18 protein-coding genes and 1 tRNA gene are annotated in these 18,651 nt (G+C 76.8%); 8 read left to right on the plus strand and 11 right to left on the minus strand.

Translation table 11 applies throughout. The features are described from left to right. Positions 1-40 precede the first annotated feature (40 nt). A complete protein-coding gene (locus tag SH587_RS18500) occupies positions 41-916 on the plus strand; it encodes an SDR family oxidoreductase (RefSeq protein ID WP_320672130.1) in 876 nt (291 codons plus the stop codon). Here the strand turns inward: SH587_RS18500 and SH587_RS18505 are convergent. From SH587_RS18505 to SH587_RS18515, 3 genes are all read right to left on the minus strand, one after another. After that, complete coding sequence (locus SH587_RS18505) at positions 913-1,086, minus strand: hypothetical protein (RefSeq protein ID WP_320672131.1); 174 nt, start codon at positions 1,084-1,086, stop codon at positions 913-915. The genes SH587_RS18500 and SH587_RS18505 overlap by 4 nt on opposite strands. Positions 1,087-1,183: 97 nt before the next feature. Further along, a complete protein-coding gene (locus tag SH587_RS18510) occupies positions 1,184-2,521 on the minus strand; it encodes a hypothetical protein (RefSeq protein ID WP_320672132.1) in 1,338 nt (445 codons plus the stop codon). A gap of 97 nt (positions 2,522-2,618) precedes the next feature. Beyond that, a complete protein-coding gene (locus SH587_RS18515) occupies positions 2,619-3,290 on the minus strand; it encodes a TetR/AcrR family transcriptional regulator (protein WP_320672133.1) in 672 nt (223 codons plus the stop codon). 186 nt (positions 3,291-3,476) lie between these two features. Between SH587_RS18515 and SH587_RS18520 the strand changes: the two genes are divergently transcribed. Continuing rightward, positions 3,477-5,474, plus strand: a complete 1,998-nt coding sequence (locus SH587_RS18520) for a zinc-binding metallopeptidase family protein (protein ID WP_320672134.1) — start codon at positions 3,477-3,479, stop codon at positions 5,472-5,474. Here SH587_RS18520 and SH587_RS18525 read toward each other — a convergent pair. Further along, positions 5,471-5,737, minus strand: coding sequence for a GlsB/YeaQ/YmgE family stress response membrane protein (locus SH587_RS18525; protein WP_320672135.1), 267 nt, complete (start codon positions 5,735-5,737; stop codon positions 5,471-5,473). The two genes, SH587_RS18520 and SH587_RS18525, sit on opposite strands and share 4 nt — an antisense overlap. A gap of 45 nt (positions 5,738-5,782) precedes the next feature. Between SH587_RS18525 and SH587_RS18530 the strand changes: the two genes are divergently transcribed. From SH587_RS18530 to SH587_RS18545, 4 genes are all read left to right on the plus strand, one after another. Next, a tRNA-Thr gene (locus tag SH587_RS18530) sits at positions 5,783-5,855 on the plus strand. A 141-nt stretch (positions 5,856-5,996) separates the two neighbouring features. Further along, entirely contained in the window at positions 5,997-7,058 is a 1,062-nt protein-coding gene (locus tag SH587_RS18535; RefSeq protein ID WP_320672136.1) for a Rieske 2Fe-2S domain-containing protein, read from the plus strand. Between the two features lie 62 nt (positions 7,059-7,120). Further along, entirely contained in the window at positions 7,121-7,393 is a 273-nt protein-coding gene (locus tag SH587_RS18540; RefSeq protein ID WP_320672137.1) for a hypothetical protein, read from the plus strand. Positions 7,394-7,518: 125 nt separating this feature from the next. Beyond that, the gene (locus tag SH587_RS18545; protein ID WP_320672138.1) at positions 7,519-8,049 is read left to right on the plus strand and encodes an HNH endonuclease; all 531 of its coding nucleotides are present in this window, start codon (positions 7,519-7,521) and stop codon (positions 8,047-8,049) included. On the opposite strand, the gene SH587_RS18550 is transcribed toward SH587_RS18545, so the two are convergent. After that, complete coding sequence (locus SH587_RS18550) at positions 8,046-8,603, minus strand: TetR/AcrR family transcriptional regulator (protein ID WP_320672139.1); 558 nt, start codon at positions 8,601-8,603, stop codon at positions 8,046-8,048. The genes SH587_RS18545 and SH587_RS18550 overlap by 4 nt on opposite strands. Beyond that, a complete protein-coding gene (locus SH587_RS18555) occupies positions 8,600-10,192 on the minus strand; it encodes an MFS transporter (RefSeq protein WP_320672140.1) in 1,593 nt (530 codons plus the stop codon). The genes SH587_RS18550 and SH587_RS18555 overlap by 4 nt, the downstream gene beginning before the upstream one ends. 120 nt (positions 10,193-10,312) lie before the next feature. Here SH587_RS18555 and SH587_RS18560 point away from each other — a divergent pair, with 120 nt between their 5' ends. Beyond that, complete coding sequence (locus SH587_RS18560) at positions 10,313-11,014, plus strand: helix-turn-helix domain-containing protein (protein WP_320672141.1); 702 nt, start codon at positions 10,313-10,315, stop codon at positions 11,012-11,014. Here the strand turns inward: SH587_RS18560 and SH587_RS18565 are convergent. The 5 genes from SH587_RS18565 to SH587_RS18585 form a co-directional block, all read right to left on the minus strand. Beyond that, positions 11,004-11,984: a hypothetical protein gene (locus tag SH587_RS18565; protein ID WP_320672142.1), complete on the minus strand. Its 981-nt coding sequence runs from the start codon at positions 11,982-11,984 to the stop codon at positions 11,004-11,006. The two genes, SH587_RS18560 and SH587_RS18565, sit on opposite strands and share 11 nt — an antisense overlap. A gap of 8 nt (positions 11,985-11,992) precedes the next feature. Beyond that, positions 11,993-13,606, minus strand: coding sequence for a calcium-binding protein (locus SH587_RS18570; RefSeq protein ID WP_320672143.1), 1,614 nt, complete (start codon positions 13,604-13,606; stop codon positions 11,993-11,995). A gap of 254 nt (positions 13,607-13,860) precedes the next feature. Further along, complete coding sequence (locus SH587_RS18575) at positions 13,861-15,894, minus strand: hypothetical protein (protein ID WP_320672144.1); 2,034 nt, start codon at positions 15,892-15,894, stop codon at positions 13,861-13,863. 151 nt (positions 15,895-16,045) lie between these two features. After that, a complete protein-coding gene (locus SH587_RS18580) occupies positions 16,046-16,594 on the minus strand; it encodes a universal stress protein (RefSeq protein WP_320672145.1) in 549 nt (182 codons plus the stop codon). A 108-nt stretch (positions 16,595-16,702) separates the two neighbouring features. Next, the gene (locus tag SH587_RS18585; RefSeq protein WP_320672146.1) at positions 16,703-17,068 is read right to left on the minus strand and encodes a cupin domain-containing protein; all 366 of its coding nucleotides are present in this window, start codon (positions 17,066-17,068) and stop codon (positions 16,703-16,705) included. A 140-nt stretch (positions 17,069-17,208) separates the two neighbouring features. On the opposite strand from SH587_RS18585, the gene SH587_RS18590 reads away from it, so the two are divergent. After that, positions 17,209-18,651, plus strand: a 1,443-nt coding sequence (locus tag SH587_RS18590; protein WP_320672147.1) for an RNA polymerase sigma factor, incomplete at its 3' end; no start/stop codon positions are given.

The raw sequence follows: 18,651 nt of genomic DNA on the forward strand, positions 1-18,651 counted from the left end.
GTTCGGCTGGTTCCGCGGACGGCCGCGCTACCGTGCGGGGATGGGGCTGCTCTCGACCTTCGCCACCGTCGTCCGGGGGCCGCGGCGCGAGCTGCCGGGCCGGGTGGTGTCGATCACCGGCGGCGCGCGCGGGATCGGGCTGGCGACGGCGCGGGCGCTGGCCGCCGAGGGCTGCCGGGTCGCGCTGGCCGACCTCGACGGCGACCTGGCCTCGATCGAGGCGGCCGCCCTGCCCGGCGGCCCGCACCACGCCGCCGCGCTCGACGTCCGCGATCCCGAGGCGCTGGCCGCGTTCGTCCGCGGCACGGAGCAGGCGCTGGGGCCGCTCGACGTGCTGGTCAACAACGCCGGGATCCTGGTCACCGGCGACTTCGCCCGCCAGCAGCACGAGGCGGCGCGGGCGATGGTCGAGGTCAACGTGCTCGGTGTCGTCGCCGGCTGCCGGGCGGCGCTCGACCGGATGCTGCCGCGCGGCCGCGGCCAGATCGTCAACGTCGCCTCGGCGGCGGCCCGCTCGCCGGTCGGCGGCGAGGCGGTCTACGCGGCCACCAAGCACGCGGTGCTCGGCCTCGGGCGCTCGCTGCGGCTGGAGCTGCGCGGCAGCGGGGTGACGGTGACGACGATCCTCCCGGGGCTGGTCGAGACCGAGCTGGCGCAGGGGACGACGACCACCCGCGGGCTGCCGTGGATCACGCCGGACGAGGTGGCGGCGGCGATCGTCGACGTCGTCCAGCGGCCGTGCGCCGAGCGCGCGGTGCCGCAGCGGCTGGGGACGATCCTGTGGGCGCAGGGCCTGCTGCCGCCGGTGGTCGCCGAGCCGGTCGCGCGGCTGTTCGGCGCCGACCGGGTCGGGCTCGACACCGACGCCCGGCTGCGCGGCGCGTACCACGACCGCGCGCAGGGCCCGATCGGCTAGCCGGCGGTCACCGGCAGGATCACGACCTCGTCCTCGCTGCCGGGCCAGCAGCGGGCCATCGCGCGGACGATCTGCCGCGCCTGCTCGAGGGTCGCGCAGCGCGCCAGCGACCGTCCCGACAGCAGGTCGTCGACCTCGAAGCGGGCGGGCGCGTCGGCGGGCGTCTGCATGCGCCGACGCTACGCCGCCCGCGGCGGTCGCGACCACGGCGACGGCCGTCCTTCCCACCCGGATGGGTGGCGACGGCCGAACGAGCGTCCAGGCCCGCTAGCCCTCGCGTCCGGCGCGGGCCCGCGAGGGGCGGCCGCTGGGGACGCGGGCGAGCAGGAAGCGGGCCAGCTCGCCGAGGTTGACGCGCCAGACGTCGAGCCCCGGGTAGCCGGGGTGCGGCGGGTGGACGGTGGCCGCGCCGATCCCCTCGCGCGAGACCAGCACCGGGATCGGGGCCAGCCCGCCCAGCCGCTCGTCGCGGACGCGGGTGGCGACGGCGGCCAGCCGCGCCAGGTCGAGATCGTCGCCGGCGTCGGTGGCGAGCAGGACGACGAAGGCCAGCCGCTCGTCGCGGGCGATCACCAGCGCGGCGTCGCCGTAGGCCCCACCGAGCCCGAGGATCCCGTCGACGACGGGGACCAGCGGCTCGAGCGCCCGCTGGAGGGTGGCCTGGCGCTCGCGGCCGCGGCGGAAGCGGCGGCGGCGCGAGGGTGGCGTGGTCCCCGGGAGCGGCCGCGCGACGGCCACCTCGACCGGGGCGACGACCGGCGGCGGGCCGGTCAGCGAGGCGGGCGGGACGTCGGGGACGACGACGCCGGAGGGCAGCGGCGGCAGCGCCACCGAGCGCTCGACCGGCGACGGCAGGTGGGCGGCGGGGCGGGTGCGGACCGGCGGGGCGCTGCGGCGGTGCGGCGCCGAGGTCCGGCGGGCGGCGCGCTCGCGGCGGAGCCGGCGACGGCGGAGGCCGCGCAGGAGCAGCGCGCCGAGCCCGGCGACCAGGACCATCAGGGCCGGGACGAGGAAGCGGACGACCGGGTCGAGCGTGGCGGCCAGCGAGCGGCCGACGACCGGGTCGAGGAAGGCACCGATCCGGCGGTCGACCAGCTGCGAGCCGCGGCGGAGGACGGTCGGATCGCTGCCGGTCCGGACCAGGTAGCCGCAGAGCCGCACGCGCTCGGTCGGCAGGGCGACGGTCCCGACCATCGCGAAGGCGCGGCCGGCGCCGAGGCGGGTGCCGGGACGGAGCGCGCTGAGCGACTGCCAGCCGACGCGCTCGCTGCCGGCGGGGGCGGTCAGGCGACCGCGGCCGTCGACCCGCGGGGCGGGGCAGCGGGCGCTGGCGGCGGTGGCCAGGACGCGGACGGTGACGGCGGCGCCGTCGGCCAGGCGGGCCGGCGTGCGGCCGCTGATCTCCAGCCGGGCGCGCTCGCGGGCGCCGCTGGTGGTGCGCTCGGCCTGCAGCCGCAGCGGGCCGGCGGTGGCGGCGGGCAGCTCCGCGGCGTGGGCGCGGTGCAGCAGCATCGGCGGCGAGAAGAGCAGGAACAGCCCGACCGCGACCAGCACGAGGATCGCGACGAGCAGCCGGGTCGATCGCGTGGCGTGCTGGTGCCTCACACCGAGAACGTCGTCGTCCTCCCCGCTCGTGTGAAGGGGTGCGGGGCGTCGACGGACGGACGTTGGATGGCGCCGCCCGCGCGCACGCCGTCCACCCTCAGGGACGGGGCCCGAAGCCGGCCGCGATCCACGGACGGAGCTCCGGCAGCAGCGCGTCGAAGTCGGGGTCGGCTTCCCGTTCGAGCAGGTCGCAGGCGAGCTGGCGGACCGCGTAGATCAGCCCCACGAAGGCGACGTGGCCGACGTCGGGCAGGCGCGGGTCGGCGTCGCGCAGCCGCCGGTGGCGGTCGCGCAGCGCGGCGGCGAAGCGGTCGAGCGAACGGCGCCGGCGCTCGCGCGCGGCCGGGCCGACGGCGTCGATCTCGACCTGGAAGGCGCGGCCGACGACCAGGTCGCGGCGGAGGGTCGAGAAGTAGGCCCCGATCGCGGCCCCCAGCACCTCGTCGACGCTGCCGGTGGTGGCCAGCGCGTCGCGGACCTCGGCCAGGAGCACCTCGATGAAGCGGTCGTAGGCGGCGAACGCGCAGGCCTGCTTGTCGGCGAAGGCGACGTAGAACGCGCTCCGCGAGACCCCCGCGCGGCGGGCGACGTCCGCGACCGCGACGGCGGCGAAGCCGCGGTCGGCCAGCAGCTCGGTGAAGGCGACCATCAGCCGCTCCCGCTGGGCCGCGAGCACCGCGGTCCGCGGCAGCCGGTGGCGCCCGCGCGGCAGGGCGACCGGGGGATCGAAGAAGACGCCCGGGTGGACGGGCTGGAGCGGCGGACCCACGGCGGGAGGGTGGCAGACGGCGAGCGGCCCCGTTGACAGCGGCCCACCGCCTCCGCCAAGATCGGAGGACGCCGCGTTACTCCGATGGGACCGGAGGATCGCGGCGAGCGGCTGGGAGGGCCGCGGGCGCGGTGCGGGCGGGGGGCGGCCCGGCGGCGCGGACAGGGACGGCCCCGGAGGACGCTCATGGAGGACCCACGCCTGACCCGCCGGACCGTGCTCGGACGCGCCGCGGCGGGCGCATCGGGGCTGGCGCTGGCCGGCGCGCTCGGTGGCGGGCGGGTCGCGGCGGCCACCGCCGGATCCCGCGGCGTCGTGCCGCTGCCCGGCGCCGCCGAGCTGCGCGCCGACATCCAGCGGATGGTCGACTTCGGCCCGCGGCTGACCGGGACCCCGGCCCACGAGCGGTTCATCGCCTGGATCGAGCGCGAGCTGGAGGCGGCCGGCGCGACGGTGATCGCCCGCGACGAGCACGAGCTGACCTCGTGGGAGGCGACCGGGCGGGCGCTCGAGCTGCGCGGCGGCCCGTCGCCCGGGCCGGTCCGGGTCGCGACCCAGGTGACCCGCTCGCGGGAGACCGGCCCGGCCGGGGTGACGGGGCCGCTGGTCTACGGCGGCGCGCTGCCGCTGCCCAGCGTCAACACCCTCGGCACCGACCTCCAGGGACTGCTCTCGGCGCTCGATCGCTATCCGGCCGAGCTGCTGAGCGCGGTCACCGCGCTGGTGGCCCAGATCCCGCGGATGTCGATGCGGGGAGCGATCGTCGTCGTCGACCTGCCGTTGCCGTTGCCGCTGCCCGAGTCGACGTTCCTGCCGCTGCTGAGCGGCTTCCACTGGCCCGGGCACAGCGTCGCCGACATCGCGCTGCGCGACTACAAGCGGCTCTGGATCCCGCTCGGGACGAGCACCGGGGTGTTCGAGCAGGCCGGCGCGGCGGGCGTCGTGTTCGTCTTCGACGCCTCCTACGAGGCGCTCGAGGGCAACGACTCGCCGTTCCTCGGGCCGTTCGAGCCGCTGCCGGCGCTCTGCGTCGACCGCGACGCCGGCCGCCGGCTGCGGGAGGCGGCCGCGGCGGGCGCCGACGCCCACCTGACCCTGACCGCGAACCGCCGCCGCACGACCTCGCCCAGCATCGTCGCGGTCCTGCCCGGCAGCAGCGACGAGGCGACGATCCTCAACACCCACACCGACGGCCAGAACTTCGCCGAGGAGAACGGCGCCGTGGCGATGGTCCACCTGGCCCGCCACTTCGGTTCGCTGCCGCGCGGGCAGCGACTGAAGCGCTCGCTGGTCTTCAGCGCCGTCACCGGCCACATGGCCTCGGGCCTGCCCCAGACCGAGGGCTTCATCGAGGACCACCCGGAGCTGGTCCGCTGCGCCGCCGCCGCGATCACCATCGAGCACCTCGGCTGCACCGAATGGGTCGACGTCGTCGGGCGCGGCTACCGCGCGACCGGCGACCCGGAGATGCTCGGCCTGTGGGTCTCCGACACCCAGCTCCGCGGCCAGGTGATGGCCAGCGTCCGGGAGCACGCGATCCCCCACACCGTCTTCGTGCGGCCCGGCCTGCAGTTCGGGATCGGCGGCGCCTTCCAGACCGCCGGCGTCCCCCAGGTCGGCTTCCTCGCCGGGCCGAACTACCTGGTCTCGATCACCGAGAACGGCCACATGGACAAGCTCGACGCCGAGCTGGCGGCGCGCCAGGTCCGCTGGACCGCCGACATGATCCGGCGGATCGACCGAATGTCGCTGGCCGAGCTGCGGACCGGCGACCCGCTGCTGCGGCCGCGCACGACCGCCGGCTGCCCGCGGTTCCCGGTCCGGCCGCCGCGGCCGGCGGCCCCGGCGACCCGGGTCGTGCTGCGGCTGCGGATCGACCGGACCAGCGCCCGCGGCCTGCGGCGCCGTGGCTGGCTGCGCGGGCGGCTGCGGGTCGGCGCCCCCGGCCGGGTCCGGCTGCGGGCGACCGTCGAGCGGCTCGGCGGCCATCGCGTGCGCTCGCGGCTGGCCGAGGACGTGGTCCGCGTCGGCCGGCCCGGAACGCGACGGTTCTCGCTCCGCCTGACCGCCCGCGGCCGACGCGCGCTGCGCAGCGGCCGGCGGTTCCGGGTCACCGTCGTCGGCCGCAGCCACCAGGACGGCCGGCTGCTGCGGCGGACGGCCCGCCGGACGATCGGGCGCTAGCGGCGGCGGCCGCGGCCGCTGAGGGCGCGCAGCACCAGCAGCAGCAGGACCGACCCGAGGATCGCGATCGCCCAGGTGCCGGTGTCGTAGAACGAGCCGATCTCGCCGACGTCGGCCGCCGAGGCGATCGCCCCGCCGATCAGCGCGCCGAGCACGCCGACCGCGGTCGTGGTCAGGCAGCCCTGGGCCTGCGACCCGGGAACGACCGCCCGGGCCAGCAGGCCCGAGATCAGTCCCAGCACGATCCAACCGAGAATGCCCATCGAGCCAACGGTATCGCGCCGAGCGCGCTACCCTTCACGGCCCTCGCCTCCGTAGCTCAGCTGGTAGAGCACTTCACTCGTAATGAAGGGGTCAGCGGTTCGAGTCCGCTCGGAGGCTCCTGGAGAACGCCCTGCACCCGCGGGGCGTTCGTCGTTTCGGCGACGTCGTCACCGTCGATCCGTCCAGCATTGGACGATCGACCACTGGCCACCGCTGCGATCGGTGTGCGAGCGTCGGTCCAACGACCGTGGAGGAGCCGTGGGAGACGCCGGGGACGAGCAGCTGCCGACCGACGAGGAGGTCGAGCGGGCGCTGCGCCGCGCCTGGTTCCCGGTCGCCCGGATCGCCGACCTGGAGCGGCCGCGGCGGGTCGAGCTGCTGGGCGAGACGCTGGTCGCCTACCTCGACGAGGGCGGCACGCCGCAGGTGGTCGCCGACCGCTGCGGCCACCGCGGCGCCTCGCTCGCCGACGGCCACGTCGAGGGCGACCGGATCGTCTGCCCCTACCACGGCTGGCAGTGGCGCGGCGGCGACGGCCGCTGCGTCCACATCCCCTCGCTCGGGCCCGAGGCGGTGATCCCGCCGCGTGCGCTGATCGCCCGTCACCACGCCCGCGAGCAGTGGGGCCTGGTCTGGTGCTGCCTGGACGAGCCCGCGGTGCCGCTGCCGTGGCCGGACGCGCTCGACGGCAGCGGCTGGATCCACGGCCCCGGCCGCCCGATCGCGATCGCCGCCGGGCCGCGGGCCGCGACCGAGAACTTCCGCGACGTCGCCCACTTCCCCTTCGTCCACGCCGGCACGATGGGCCACCTGGACGCGGTCGTCGCCCCGCTGGCGGTCGAGCGCGACGGGACCGAGGTGCGGATGTCGCGCACCTACGACGCCCGCGGCGGCCAGGACGCGCTCTGGCAGGAGCGGATGACCTTCGGCTACCACGCGATCGCCCCGGCCTTCGTCTGCCTGCGGATGGAGCACGAGGACGGCGCCGTCCGCTTCCTGCTCAACGCGCCCAGCCCCCACACCGCCCCGACCGCCCCCGGGCGTCCGCGGTCGACGATCTTCTGGGTCGAGGGCTTCACGCCCGACTACCGCGCGATGACGCTCGACGAGGTGCTGGAGTCGGAGGCCCAGGTCTACGACGAGGACAGCCCGATCCTCGACCGGCTGGAGCCGGGCGAAGCGACGCTCGACAACGGCGCCGAGGTCCACACCCCCGCCGACCGCTACACGCTCGCCTACCGCCAGGCCTTCCGCGCCTTCGTGCGGCTGGCCAACGGCGCGCCCGCCGCCGAAACCGCCGCGAGCGCGGCGGCCGACTGAGCCGCCCCGAGCCCCCGTCCACCCCGCGCCCGGCCGCCGGCCGGGGCGGGTAGGCTGCGCCCGTGCAGCCTGAGACATCGGGACGGATTCTGCGCCTTCTGCTCGGCCTCGAGGCGCTGCTGGGCCTGGTCGTGCTCGGCGGTCTCGGCGTCTACACGGTGATGGGTCCCGGCGGCGGTGCCAGCTGCGGCGGCTCCTGCGACCAGTGGGAGTCGATCGCCACCACCGCCCTGACCCTGGCCGCGATCGTCGGCGGCGCGCTGCTGGCGGCGATCGTCGTGGTCGGCGCGCTGGGGCTGGCCGGGGCCGCCCAACGGGCCCGCGGCGGCCGTTGACCCGCGGCGGCCGTTGACCCGCGCCCGCCGTCACGTTCCGGTCGTCCAGCGACCGGAACGTCGCAGCCGGCGACCTGCACGCGCGCCTGCACGCCGTCCTCGGCCCCGCGTACGGTCCCCGGCCGATGCTGCGGGAAGCGAAGAGCGCCCGGTTCGCGCGCCGGACGACCCTGCTCGGGCGCCGCTACGGGCTGGTCCACGGGCACGAGCAGGCCACGGTCCGCTGGAGCCCGCGGGCCTTCCGCGCGCTCCAGGCCGAGCAGCTGGAGCACCCGGTGCCGCTGCTGCGCGACGACCGGCGAACCTGGTGGGCGTTCGAGGACCGGGTCTACTGGGAGGACGACGACCTCTCCGCCGACGACGTGCTGGCCCTGGTCCGCGACCGCGAGCGGCGCCAGCGACGGCGGCTGGAGCGGGCCCACGCCGCGCTCGCCGGCGACGGCGCCGACGACCTCCCCCGCCGGCGCCCGATCCCGCGCGAGCTGCGGCGGACGGTCTGGGAGCGCGACGGCGGCGCCTGCGTCGAGTGCGGTGCGACCTTCGAGCTCCAGTACGACCACGTGATCCCGCTCGCCCTGGGCGGGGCCGACAGCGTCGAGAACCTGCAGCTGCTCTGCGCCCCCTGCAACCAGCGCAAGGGGGCGTCGGTCGGCTAGGAGCCCTCCGGCCCCAGCCCCCGCCACAGCAGGTCGACCGCCTGCGCCGCCCACTCCTCGACCTCCATCGGGCGGCCGGCGACGTGGCGGGCGAAGAACGAGCCGACCAGCAGCTCCATCGCCAGCAGGCCGTCGAAGTCGGGCCGGACCTCGCCCCGCTCCTGCGCCGCCCGCACGATCCGGGCCATCCGCTCGCGGTGCGGATCGACCACCCGCTCGCGGTGCAGGCGCAGGATCTCGCTGTCGTCGCGCTCGACCAGCATCGCGCCGAGCACGTCGAGCCCGACCCGCTCCAGCTTGCGGCCGAAGGCGACGAGGAAGGCCAGCAGGGCGTCGCGCAGGTGCGGTTCGCGCTCGGCGGCGTCGACGTCGACGTCGAAGCGGGCGATCGCGGCGGTCGCCAGGTCGCCGCGGTTGCGGTAGCGGCGGTAGATCGTCGTCTTCGCCACCCCGGCCGTCTCGGCCACCGCCTCGACGGTCAGGGCGCTCAGGCCGCGCTCGCCCAGCAGGTCGTAGGTCGCCCGCAGGATCCGGTCGTCGACGTCGGCGCTCACCGCGGCTCCGCCTCGGGCCCCGCCGTGGCGACCACCGGTGGCCCCTCCCCCGCGCCGCCCGCCAGCGGCGCCTGCGAGACGACGAAGTCCTGCCGCCGGACCAGCAGCGCCGCCCCGACCGCGCCGACCAGCGCCACGATCGCGGTGATCACGAAGAGCGTGTTGAGGCCACTGGTGAAGGCCCCGTGCGCGACCTCGCGCAGCCGCTCGACCTGGGCCGGATCGGCGCCGGCCGGGATCGCCGCCAGCGCCCGCTCGGTCTGCCCGGCCGTCACCGCCGCCGCCAGCTGGTCGGCGTGCGCGGCCGCCGGCATGCCCGCCGTGCCCTGGGCGATCAGCTCGTGAACCCGGTGCTGGAAGACGGCGCCCAGGGCCGCGATCCCCGAAGCGATCCCGACCTGGCGGAAGGTCGAGTTGATCCCCGACGCCATCCCGCTGCGGCGCGGCTCGACGACGCCGATCGCGGTCGAGGCCAGCGGCGGGTTGACCAGGCCGCTGCCGAGGCCGGCGACGATGAAGCCGGCGATCAGCACCGTCCAGGTGTCGCCTGGCTCGACGCCGTGCATCAGCAGCAGGCCGACGCCGACGAAGAAGAGCCCGCCGCCGAGCAGCACCCGCACCGGCACGATCGCCGACAGCCGTCCGGCGACCGGGCCGACCAGCAGCATCAGGCCGGTGATCGGCAGGAACCGCAGGCCGGCCTCCAGCGGGCTGAAGCCGAGCACCCCGCCCTGCAGGTAGAGCGTCAGGTAGAGGAAGATCGCGAACAGCGACGCCGACATGCAGAAGGCGACCATCGACGCCCCGAGGAAGGTCGGCTTGCGCAGCAGCCGGAGGTCGAAGAGCGGGTTGTCGCGCCGCAGCTGGCTGACCGCGAACAGCGCCAGCAGCAGCACCGATCCGCCGAGCGAGGCGACGATCGTCGCGCTGCCCCAGCCCTCGGCGTTTCCGCGCACGAGGCCGAAGATCAGCAGGAAGAGCGCGGCGCTGAAGAGGATCGCCCCCAGCCAGTCGATCCCGGCCGGGTGCGGATCGCGCGACTCGGCCACGCGGGTCAGGGTCAGCGTCGCGGCGACCAGGCCGATCGGCAGGTTGACGAAGAAGATCCACTCCCAGCCGAAGGCGTCGGTCAGGACCCCGCCGACCAGCGGCCCGACGGCGACCGCCGCGCCGGTGACCGCGCCCATCACGCCGAACGCGACCCCGCGGTCCTTGCCGTGGAAGGCCTGCGCGATCAGGGCCAGCGAGGTGGCGAACATCATCCCGCCGCCGATCCCCTGGACCCCGCGCAGCAGGTTCAGCAGCAGCGGGTCGTTGGCCAGGCCGCAGCCGAGCGACGCGAGCGTGAAGACCGCCAGCCCGCCGACGAAGACCCGCCGGCGGCCGATCAGGTCGGCCAGCGACCCGGCGACCAGCAGCGACGCGGCCAGGGTCAGCGAGTAGGCGTTGACGACCCATTCGAGGTCGGAGAACGACGACCCCAGGTCGCTGCCGATGTCGGGCAGCGCGACGTTCACGATCGTGACGTCGATCAGGAGCATGAACACGCCGAGCGCGATCGCGATCAGCGTCCACCACTTCGAGTCCACGTGACCCTCTCTCGGACGGAAACGCTACGTAGCGTAGCGGCGCCGGGCGGCCGTTCCGGCAACCCGGCGCGTGGCCGCTCGCGACTGGTCCGGTCCCGCTCCACGCGCCATGATGGACCGGTGCAGGCGCGGGACGTGATCACGGTCGCCCGCCGCCGCGCCGGACTGACGACCGGCCGGCTGGCCGCGGCGCTCGGCGTCGCCCCGGCCACCCTCGAGGCCTGGGAGTCGGGCGCCGGCGACCCGACCTACGGCCAGGTCCAGGAGGTCGTCGCGCTCTGCGGCTTCGACCTCCACGTCGGCCTGCCGCACGCCGACGGCGCGACGCCCGACCGGGTCGCCGCCCAGCTGGCCCTGGCCCCCGCGGCGCGGCTGGCGGCGCTGGCGGTCGGGCCCTTCGACCACGGCGAGGTGCTGGCCACGGCCGCCGGGTCCGGTGCCCGCTTCGTGGTGATCGGGGAGACCGCCGCCGCGCTCCACGGCTGGCCGCTGCCGCTGGCCGGCCACCGGGTCGAGCTGGTGCCTCACCCCGCCGACCACGACGCGCTGCTGCTGGCGCTCGCCGCGCTCGAGCCGGCCGCCCACGGTCCCGGCCGCGTCGACCTGCTGGAGACGCCGCCCGGCACCGGCGGCTACGACGACCTGGCCGCCGACGCCGCGGCGGTCGCGCTCGCCGCGCCCGCGGAGGCGGTCGCCGTCGCCTCGCTCGTCGACCTGCTGCGGATCGACCAGGCGACCGGCGGCCACCACGCCGGCGTGCTGGTGACGACGCTGGCCGTCGCTCGCCGCGCCGGCGCCGCGGGCGAACCGCTCAGCGGCTGACGCGGATCGTGCGCTCGGCGCCGTCGCGGGCCCCGGCGCCGTCGCTGGCCGCCACCCGCACGGTCAGCCGCCGCGCCGTGCCGGCCCGCCGCCGCTGGGCGGCCGTCAGCCGCACGACCAGCCGCTTGCGGGCGCCGGCGGCCACCCGCACCGCGGCCAGCTTGCGCAGCGTCCGCTTGCCGGCCAGCACCCGGCCGTCGATCCGGCACGAGACGCTGGCCGCCGTCGGGCAGCGGACCTCGACCCGCAGCCGCCGGCCGGAGAGCCGCACGCCGGGCCGCGACAGCCGCAGCGTCGGGGTCGTCACCGGCGGCGCCTCGGGACCGATCGCCACCAGCCGCGGGGTCGCGAAGCGGACGGTCGTCGACGCGCCCGAGGGCACTTCGACCCGGGCCGTCACCTGGACCCGGTAGCTGCCGCCGCGGGTCAGCGCCTTGGGGTCGATCCGGACCGGGCCGAGCACGTGGCGGGTGCCGTCGCGCTCCAGCGCCTGCTCGGGGACCGACGCCACCGCGGCCCCGCCGGCGGCCGGGACCAGGTCGAGCCGGGCCCGCGCCGTGGCGCCGCCGGGACCGTCGAGGCGGGCGCCGTAGGAGACCCGCACCGCCGAGGCGTCGTGGCCGTCGGCGGCGTCGTAGCGGAAGCTGTCGGAGCTCATCGTGACCGTGCCGCTGCCCGGCAGCAGCAGCGGGCCGTCGAGCCGCATCCCCGAGAGGTCGGCGTCGCTGCCCGACGACGGCGCGGGCACGGCGGTGCCGGTCGCGCAGAGCAGGAAGCAGCCGCCGACGTCCAGCCGCGCCGGGCCGAGCGGGGTCAGGTAGAGCGTGTCGCCGACCGTCGCGCGGTCGCCGCCGCGGTCGAGCGCACGGATCACGGCCGGCGGTGCGCCCGCGTCCCCGTCGGCGGCGCCCGCCGCCGACGGCGAGACGGCGAGCGCGAGCAGCGCCCCGCCGGCTCCGAGCACGCGCACCGCCACCGTCATCGGCGCACCCGCAGGACGACGGTCCGGGCCGCCGAGCGGTCGGACTGGTCCTTGACGCTGACGCGGACCGAGAGCCGGCTGGCGCGCCGGACCCGGCTGTTCTGGCCCTTCGCCGTGGTCAGGCTCACGGTCTTCGAGGCGCCGGCGCGGACGGTGGTCGGGCCGCCGCGGGCCAGGATCCGGCCGCCACCGCGGACGACGGCGCTCGCCCGGCAGCTGGTGGTCGCGTCGCGCGGGCAGGCCACCCGCAGCCGCAGCCGGTTGCTCTTGCGGCTGAGCGCGGTGCTGCCGATCTTCAAGCGCAGGGCCGCCGTCGGCTTCGGCTTCGGCGGGTTGGTGGTGCCGCCGCCGGGGCCGGGAGTGCCCGGTCCGGGGTTGCCGGGGCCGGGGCCGGGCGGCGGGGGAATCAGGTTCGGGTCGAGCGCCAGCAGCACGTCGCGCGTCACCTGCAACTCGATCGAGGTCGTCGTGTCGCCGGGCTTGACCGTCGCCGCGTCGGTGTCGGCTCCGCCATCGAGCGTGTCGGCTCCGTTGCCGCTGCCATCGAGTCGATCGTAGCCGTCGCCGCCGCGGAGCACGTCATCGCCGTCGCCGGCGGCGACGCCCGCCTGGTCGCTGCCGAGCAGCAGGTCGTTGCCCGCGCCGCCGTCGATCGTGTCGCTGCCGGCGCCTCCGACCAGCAGGTCGTGGCCGGCGCCGCCGTCGATCCGGTCGTCGCCGGCGCCGCCGTCGACGCCGTCGTTGCCGGCGCCGGTCCAGATCAGGTCGTTGCCCTCACCGCCGAGCACCGCCGTCGGCACCGCGACCGTGCGCGACTCCCAGGCGTCGTCGCCGCCGCGCAGCTGGGCGACGATCGCCGACACGCCCGCGCTCGGGCACTCCGCGGTGTTCGGCGCCACCAGCGTGCAGCCGGCGCCGACGGCGATCTGGGCGCCGACGAAGCGGATCTGATCGCCGCGCGGCGTCACGATCACGCTGTTGGGGGCGTCGCTCCCGAGGTACTCGATCCGTCCCGACGTGGCCGAGACCACGCCGCCGTCCGGGATGTCGCGGGCGGCCCGCAGCTGCACGCCGTCCCAGCCGACGATGGCGCCGCTGAACCCGAACGGGACCTGGTAGCGGACGGTCAGCCGCAGCCGGTACGACTGGCCGCGGGTCAGGGCCGTGGGCGAGACCGACTTGGTGACCGACGTCCAGCTGGCCGCCGGCGACGAGGTCAGGAACTCGGGCACCATCGGCGTGGCGACCACGGCCGAGGTGGTCGCGTCGATGATCTGCGCGCTGGTCGAGACGACGGCCGTCGCGTCCGGGAGCATCGGCAGGCGACCGACCGTCAGGCTGACCGAATCGGGGTCCTGGCCGCCGGCGCCGTCCCAGACGAAGGCCGGGCTGGTCCAGACCACCGAGGTGTCCGCCCGCACCGTCAAGCCGCCGGCCAGCTGAGTCAGCAGGTAGCCGTCGGCCTGCCCGCCCGCCGGCTGCCAGGTCGCCGAGCCCTCGGGGCAGGTCGCGCTCGGCGTGCAGTCGCCGTAGCTGGTGGCGGCCGTCCAGCCGCCGGCGCTGGCCGTGAAGGTGCGAGCGTCCGGGGCGAGCGGATAGTCGCTGGACACGACGTCCGCACTCGCCGGGGCCGCGCACAGCAGCATCCCCGCCATCGTCGCTAGAACCGCCCGCGTCCGTCCCATCAGCACACCCCTTGGAGACCGCCGCCCACCCCTCGTGATCGGCGTGTGCGAGGCAGCCTAGATCATCGGCTGCGCCCGCAGCGCGGGTCCCCGAGACGGTTGTCGAAGGGACGGCTGGGCCGCGTCGGGGACGGTGTGCGCGTCACCCCCGGACGGCCCCGCCGGCGGCCGGGACGGGGCTACGGACACATCCGCGCGCCGCCCCCGAGCGGCTGCGGCGCGTCGTCCGTCGCCACCAGCCGCACGCCGACCGTGCGCTTCTGGCCCTTCTTCACGGGGAACGAGAGCAGCGCCACCCGCCGGGTCCGGCGGCTGGTCGTGGGAGCGCCGACGCTGGCCAGCCGCAGCCGGGCACCGTCCGGCAGCGTGCAGAGGCCGACGCGGTAGCCGCCGTGGTCGGCCCGCAGCAGCAGCCCCTCGGCGCCCTTCGCGTTGACGGCCGTCCCCCGCAGGCTGCCGACCTTGCCGCCACGGCGGACCAGCCGCACCGACGGCGCGGTGCCCCAGACCGGGAAGCGGACGGTCGCGGTGCCGTCGCGGGCGGCCTCGACGCGGCGGGTGACCACGATCGACTGCTCGCCGAAGCGGGTGCTGACGTCGACCGCGCCGGCGCTGGTCCGCACGCGGCCCTCGGCGACCACGCCGCGGCCGACGACGCCCCGTAGGTCGCGGCTGCCGCCACGGCGGACGCTCAGCGTCGTCTCGCCCCGCAGCGCGGCCTTCGCGCCCGGCTGGGTGTCGAGCACGATCCGGCCGCCGCGGGCCAGGTCGAGCCCGAACGCCGCCCGCCCGCTGCCGCCGGTGCCGGAGACGGGGTCGCCGGCGCCCGACAGCAGCCGCGCCATCTCGATCCCGCCGTAGTCGTCGGTCGGGTGGCGGACGAGGATCGCCGTCGAGTAGCGCGGGCTGGAGACGGCCAGCCGCTGGGCGTCGGGGTCGTAGGCGAACCACGCCGGCGGCGGGCTGGCACGGCGGGCCCCGATCTGGAGCTGCGCCATCCGGGCGGCGTGGGCCTGCATCCGCGAGGCGGTGAAGACCGGGTCCTGGACCGGCGCGCCGTCGCGGCCCTTGACGTCCCAGAGCGCGCTCGGCAGCTTGCCGCCGGTCTCCGCGGCCAGGTGCTCGTAGGTCTCCAGGCCGCGGTCGGCGATCCAGCTCGCCCAGCCCTCCTGGCCCGGCACCGCCGCCAGCCGGCGGGCGGTGATCAGCGTCGTCAGGCCCTGCTGGGCGAACCCCCAGTAGCGGGTCAGCTGCCAGCGGCGGGTGCCGAGGCTCGTGTCCCAGTTGAGGTAGCCGGCGTGGGTCCAGTCGCCGAACAGCACCCGCTGCGACCACTTGCGCAGGACCGCCTCCTGGCCCGACGGCAAGGGCTTCATCCCCTTCGCGACCGCCCAGTCGTAGTGGCGGAGGCCGGAGAAGACCAGGTTCTCGTACTCGGGGCTGGAGAGCAGCGCCGCGCCGCTGGCGTTGGCGTTGCGGGGCGAGTAGATCATCCCCAGGCCCTTGTTCAGGTAGGCCGTGCGGCCGGCGACGATCGGCGTCTTCGCCCCCTTCGCGAACCGCAGCAGCTGCAGCCGGTAGTCGGCCAGGAACGACGGGTTGCCGGTCACGCGGGCGGCGAAGGCGTCCATGTCGGCGTGCCAGTTGAACTGGGTCAGCAGCATCGCCGGGTAGCGGAAGAACGGCGACGCGGCGACGTCGGTGATCGTCTGCTGGATCCGCAGCGCCAGGTCGGGCGGCATCTCGACGACGTCGCGGGCCTCCCAGGCGGCGGTCAGGGCCTCGGCCACCTGCGGGTCGACGGCGACGTGCTGGCCGCCGCGGCGCTGGGTCGACGAGGTCCAGCCGGGGACGTGCGTCTGGCCGGTGGTGTTCGGGTCCGGCGGCTGCAGGTAGGCGGGGAAGCGGGTCAGCGCCCGCGCCAGCAGCACCACCCGGTCGTCCTTGCGCGACGGGCCCTGGTGCTTGGCGAGGGCGGCCGCCGCGTGGGTCAGCAGCATGTTCGCGTCCAGCCGCACGTCGTCGATGCTCTGGACCGGCAGGTAGACGCCGAGGTCGGCCCGCCACTGCGGCTCGACGTCGGCTTGGCGGCGATCGGCGAAGGCCCAGTAGTCGCCGTCGCTCAGCTGTCCTCCGGGGGCCGCGGTGGCGACCGCCGGGGCGGCGGCCAGCAGCGTGGCGGTGGCGGCGAGCGCCGCGATCCGCGCCCTCACGGGCGCCGGCCCGCCCCGTCCGCCGGTGCCCGTCCGGGAGCGGACGGCGGGAACGGAAGGACGGGCAGGACGGATGACGCTGGCACCCCGCCAGCCTTCCCGATCGGCCGTGCGGCCGCAACCGGGAACCGTCTCCGCTACCCGGCGCGGGCTAGCGTCCGTCGGCGACCGGGGCCGGGTCGTCGGCGTCCGCCGACTCGCGGTCGGCGGCGCGGGCGGCCTCGCGGGCCGCCTCGAACGCGGCCTCGTGCCGCTCCTGGTCCTCGAGCGTCGCGTGAACGATCAGGACCGGGATCGGGCTGTGGTGGAGGACGTGGTGGCTGACGCTGCCGAGGACGGTCGAGCGGACCGTCCCGCGCCCCCGCGAGCCCATCACGATCAGGTCGTGCTTGCCGCTGCGGGCGGCCTCCAGCAGCACGTCGCGGATCGGCTCGCGGCGGAGGCAGATCGTCACCGGGACGTCCTGCGGGACCTGCCGCTCGGCGGCGCGCAGGATCGCCTGCGACTCGCTCTCGCACTCCTCGGGGTGCTGGATCGCGCCGGCGCCGGCCGCGGCGGCCGCGACCCAGGGCGAGGGCCGCATCAGCGAGGTGACGATCGTCAGCCGCCCGTGCGAGGCGCGGACGATGTCGATCGCCTCGGCGAGCGCCCGCTCGGCGTGGGCGGATCCATCGGTGGCGACGAGCACGTTGAGGAACATCTCAGATCCTTGCCTATGCCAAGCTATTGTACCGCGCTCGACGCTCGAGGGGAACCGGATCGGCGCCCGCGGACGGCGGCGCACCGCGCCTGGCCAGGTGGCCATCGCTCAGCTCTCGGTCAGCACCGTGTCGGCGTCGGCGTAGGGCGGCGCGCAGCAGCAGAGGATCGCCAGCTCGCCGTCGGGGTCGGCGAACAGCTTGTGGCGGGCGCCGGGCGGGATCACCACGCAGTCGCCGGCTCGCAGCGGCCGCTCCTCGTCGTCGATCCGGATCCGGCCGCGGCCGCGGGTCACGTAGTACAGCTCCTCCGAGCGCCGGTGGTAGTGCTCCGTGGTGGCGCCGCCGGCCGGCACGGTCGCCTCGGCCAGCGACTGGTTGGCCGTCGGCAGCGAGACCGGCCCGGCCAGCTCGCGGATCGTCGATCCGTCGAGGGTCGTGAACGGCCGCGCGTCGGCGTGGTTCCCCAGCAGCATGGGCGCGAACGTACCAGCGGTCGCCCGCCCCGCGGGGCGGTCCGCGCCCGCCCGTCGCCCGTCGCCCGCCGATCGGGGATGATCGTCCTCGGGATGACCCCTGACTCTCGGGCCGCCGCCGCGTTGCCGATACGTGGGATGTGCCCGCCGCACCGATGACCCCCTCGATCGCCGCCACGCTGCGCCTGCGCCGGGATCCGGCGCTCCGTTCGCGTGCGGTGCGGGGGGACGCGCAGGCCTTCGCGCTGCTCTACGAGCGGCATCATCAGGCGCTCTACCGCTACGCGCGCTCGATCCTGCAGCACGACGAGGACGCCCGCGATGCGCTGCAGAGCGCGATGGCGCGGGCCTTCTCGGCGCTGCAGGAGGAGGAGCGGGACTTCGAGCTGCGGCCGTGGCTGTTCCGGATCGTGCACAACGAGGCGATCTCGCTGGCCCGCCGGCGGCGGCCGACGAGCGAGCTGGAGGAGGCGCGGACGCTCGGTCGCGACGACCTGGAGCGGACGGTCGAGACCCGCGAGCGGCTGGCGCACCTGCGCCACGACCTGCGGGACCTGCCCGAGCGGCAGCGCTCGGCGCTGGTGCTGCGGGAGCTGAGCGGGCTCGGGCACGACGAGATCGCCTCCGTCCTGGAGACCAGCCCGCGGGCGGTCAAGCAGACGATCTACGAGGCGCGGCTGGCCCTCGCCGAGTTCGCCGAGGGGCGGGCGATGGAGTGCGCTGACGTCCAGCGCCAGCTGTCCGACGGCGACGGCCGCGTGCTGCGGGCCCGCCGCGTGCGGGCGCACCTGCGGAGCTGCACCGGCTGCCGCCGCTTCCAGGCCGCGCTGGCCCAGCGGCCGGGCGACCTCGGCGCGCTGGCACCGCCGCTGCCGCTGGCCGCGGCGAGCGGGATCCTGGCCGGCCTGCTGCCGGGCGGGGCCGGCGTCGCCGGCGGCGGGGCGGCCGCGAGTGCCGGGGCGGCGGGCGCCGGCGCGGTCGGAGCCGGCGGGCTGACGCTCGGCGGGCTGTCGCTGGGCGCGCTCGGCGGCGGGGCGAAGATCGGCTTGGCGCTGGCGGTCGGTGCGGGCGTCGCCGGCGGCGTCGCGGTGACCGCCCACGAGCGGCCGCCCGAGCGACCGGCGGTCCGCTCCGTCCCGGTCGCGCCGGCGCGACCGCCGGTGGTCGCGACCCCGGTGGTCGAGCGGACGGCGCCCGCCGGCGGCGCGGCCGCGAGCGACTCGGCGAAGCCCGGCGGCGACCGCCGCCGGACGGACGAGCGCCGGCGGGAGGGCCACGGGAAGCACGGCCACGCCGCGACCGCGGCCCCGTCCGGAGCCACCGCGCACGGCGGCTCCGGCGCGAACGGCCCCGGCAAGGGCCACGGATCCTCGCCCGGCCGCGGCAGCGGCAGCGGCGGCGGTTCGCCGAGCGGTCGCGGCACCACGGGCGGCGGGAAGGACGCCGCTCCCGGTCGCGACCGCGGCGGTCCCGCTCGCCGCACCGCCAGCGGTCCGCCGGCCCACGCCCGCGGCCCGGCCCGCCGCGCCGACCGTGGCGGCCCGTCCCGTTCGACCCCGGCGGCCCGCCGGCCGGGGCCGGAC

Origin of the sequence: Patulibacter defluvii (genome assembly GCF_034096925.1) — a bacterium.
GTDB lineage: Bacteria > Actinomycetota > Thermoleophilia > Solirubrobacterales > Solirubrobacteraceae > Patulibacter > Patulibacter defluvii.

Coding starts and splice junctions, on each gene's coding strand:
- SH587_RS18545 (WP_320672138.1), top strand. CDS start 7,519: ATGCTGCGGGAAGCGAAGAGCGCCCGGTTCGCGCGCCGGACGACCCTG.
- SH587_RS18500 (WP_320672130.1), top strand. CDS start 41: ATGGGGCTGCTCTCGACCTTCGCCACCGTCGTCCGGGGGCCGCGGCGC.
- SH587_RS18505 (WP_320672131.1), bottom strand. CDS start 1,086: ATGCAGACGCCCGCCGACGCGCCCGCCCGCTTCGAGGTCGACGACCTG.
- SH587_RS18525 (WP_320672135.1), bottom strand. CDS start 5,737: ATGGGCATTCTCGGTTGGATCGTGCTGGGACTGATCTCGGGCCTGCTG.
- SH587_RS18520 (WP_320672134.1), top strand. CDS start 3,477: ATGGAGGACCCACGCCTGACCCGCCGGACCGTGCTCGGACGCGCCGCG.
- SH587_RS18585 (WP_320672146.1), bottom strand. CDS start 17,068: ATGCTGCTGGGGAACCACGCCGACGCGCGGCCGTTCACGACCCTCGAC.
- SH587_RS18580 (WP_320672145.1), bottom strand. CDS start 16,594: ATGTTCCTCAACGTGCTCGTCGCCACCGATGGATCCGCCCACGCCGAG.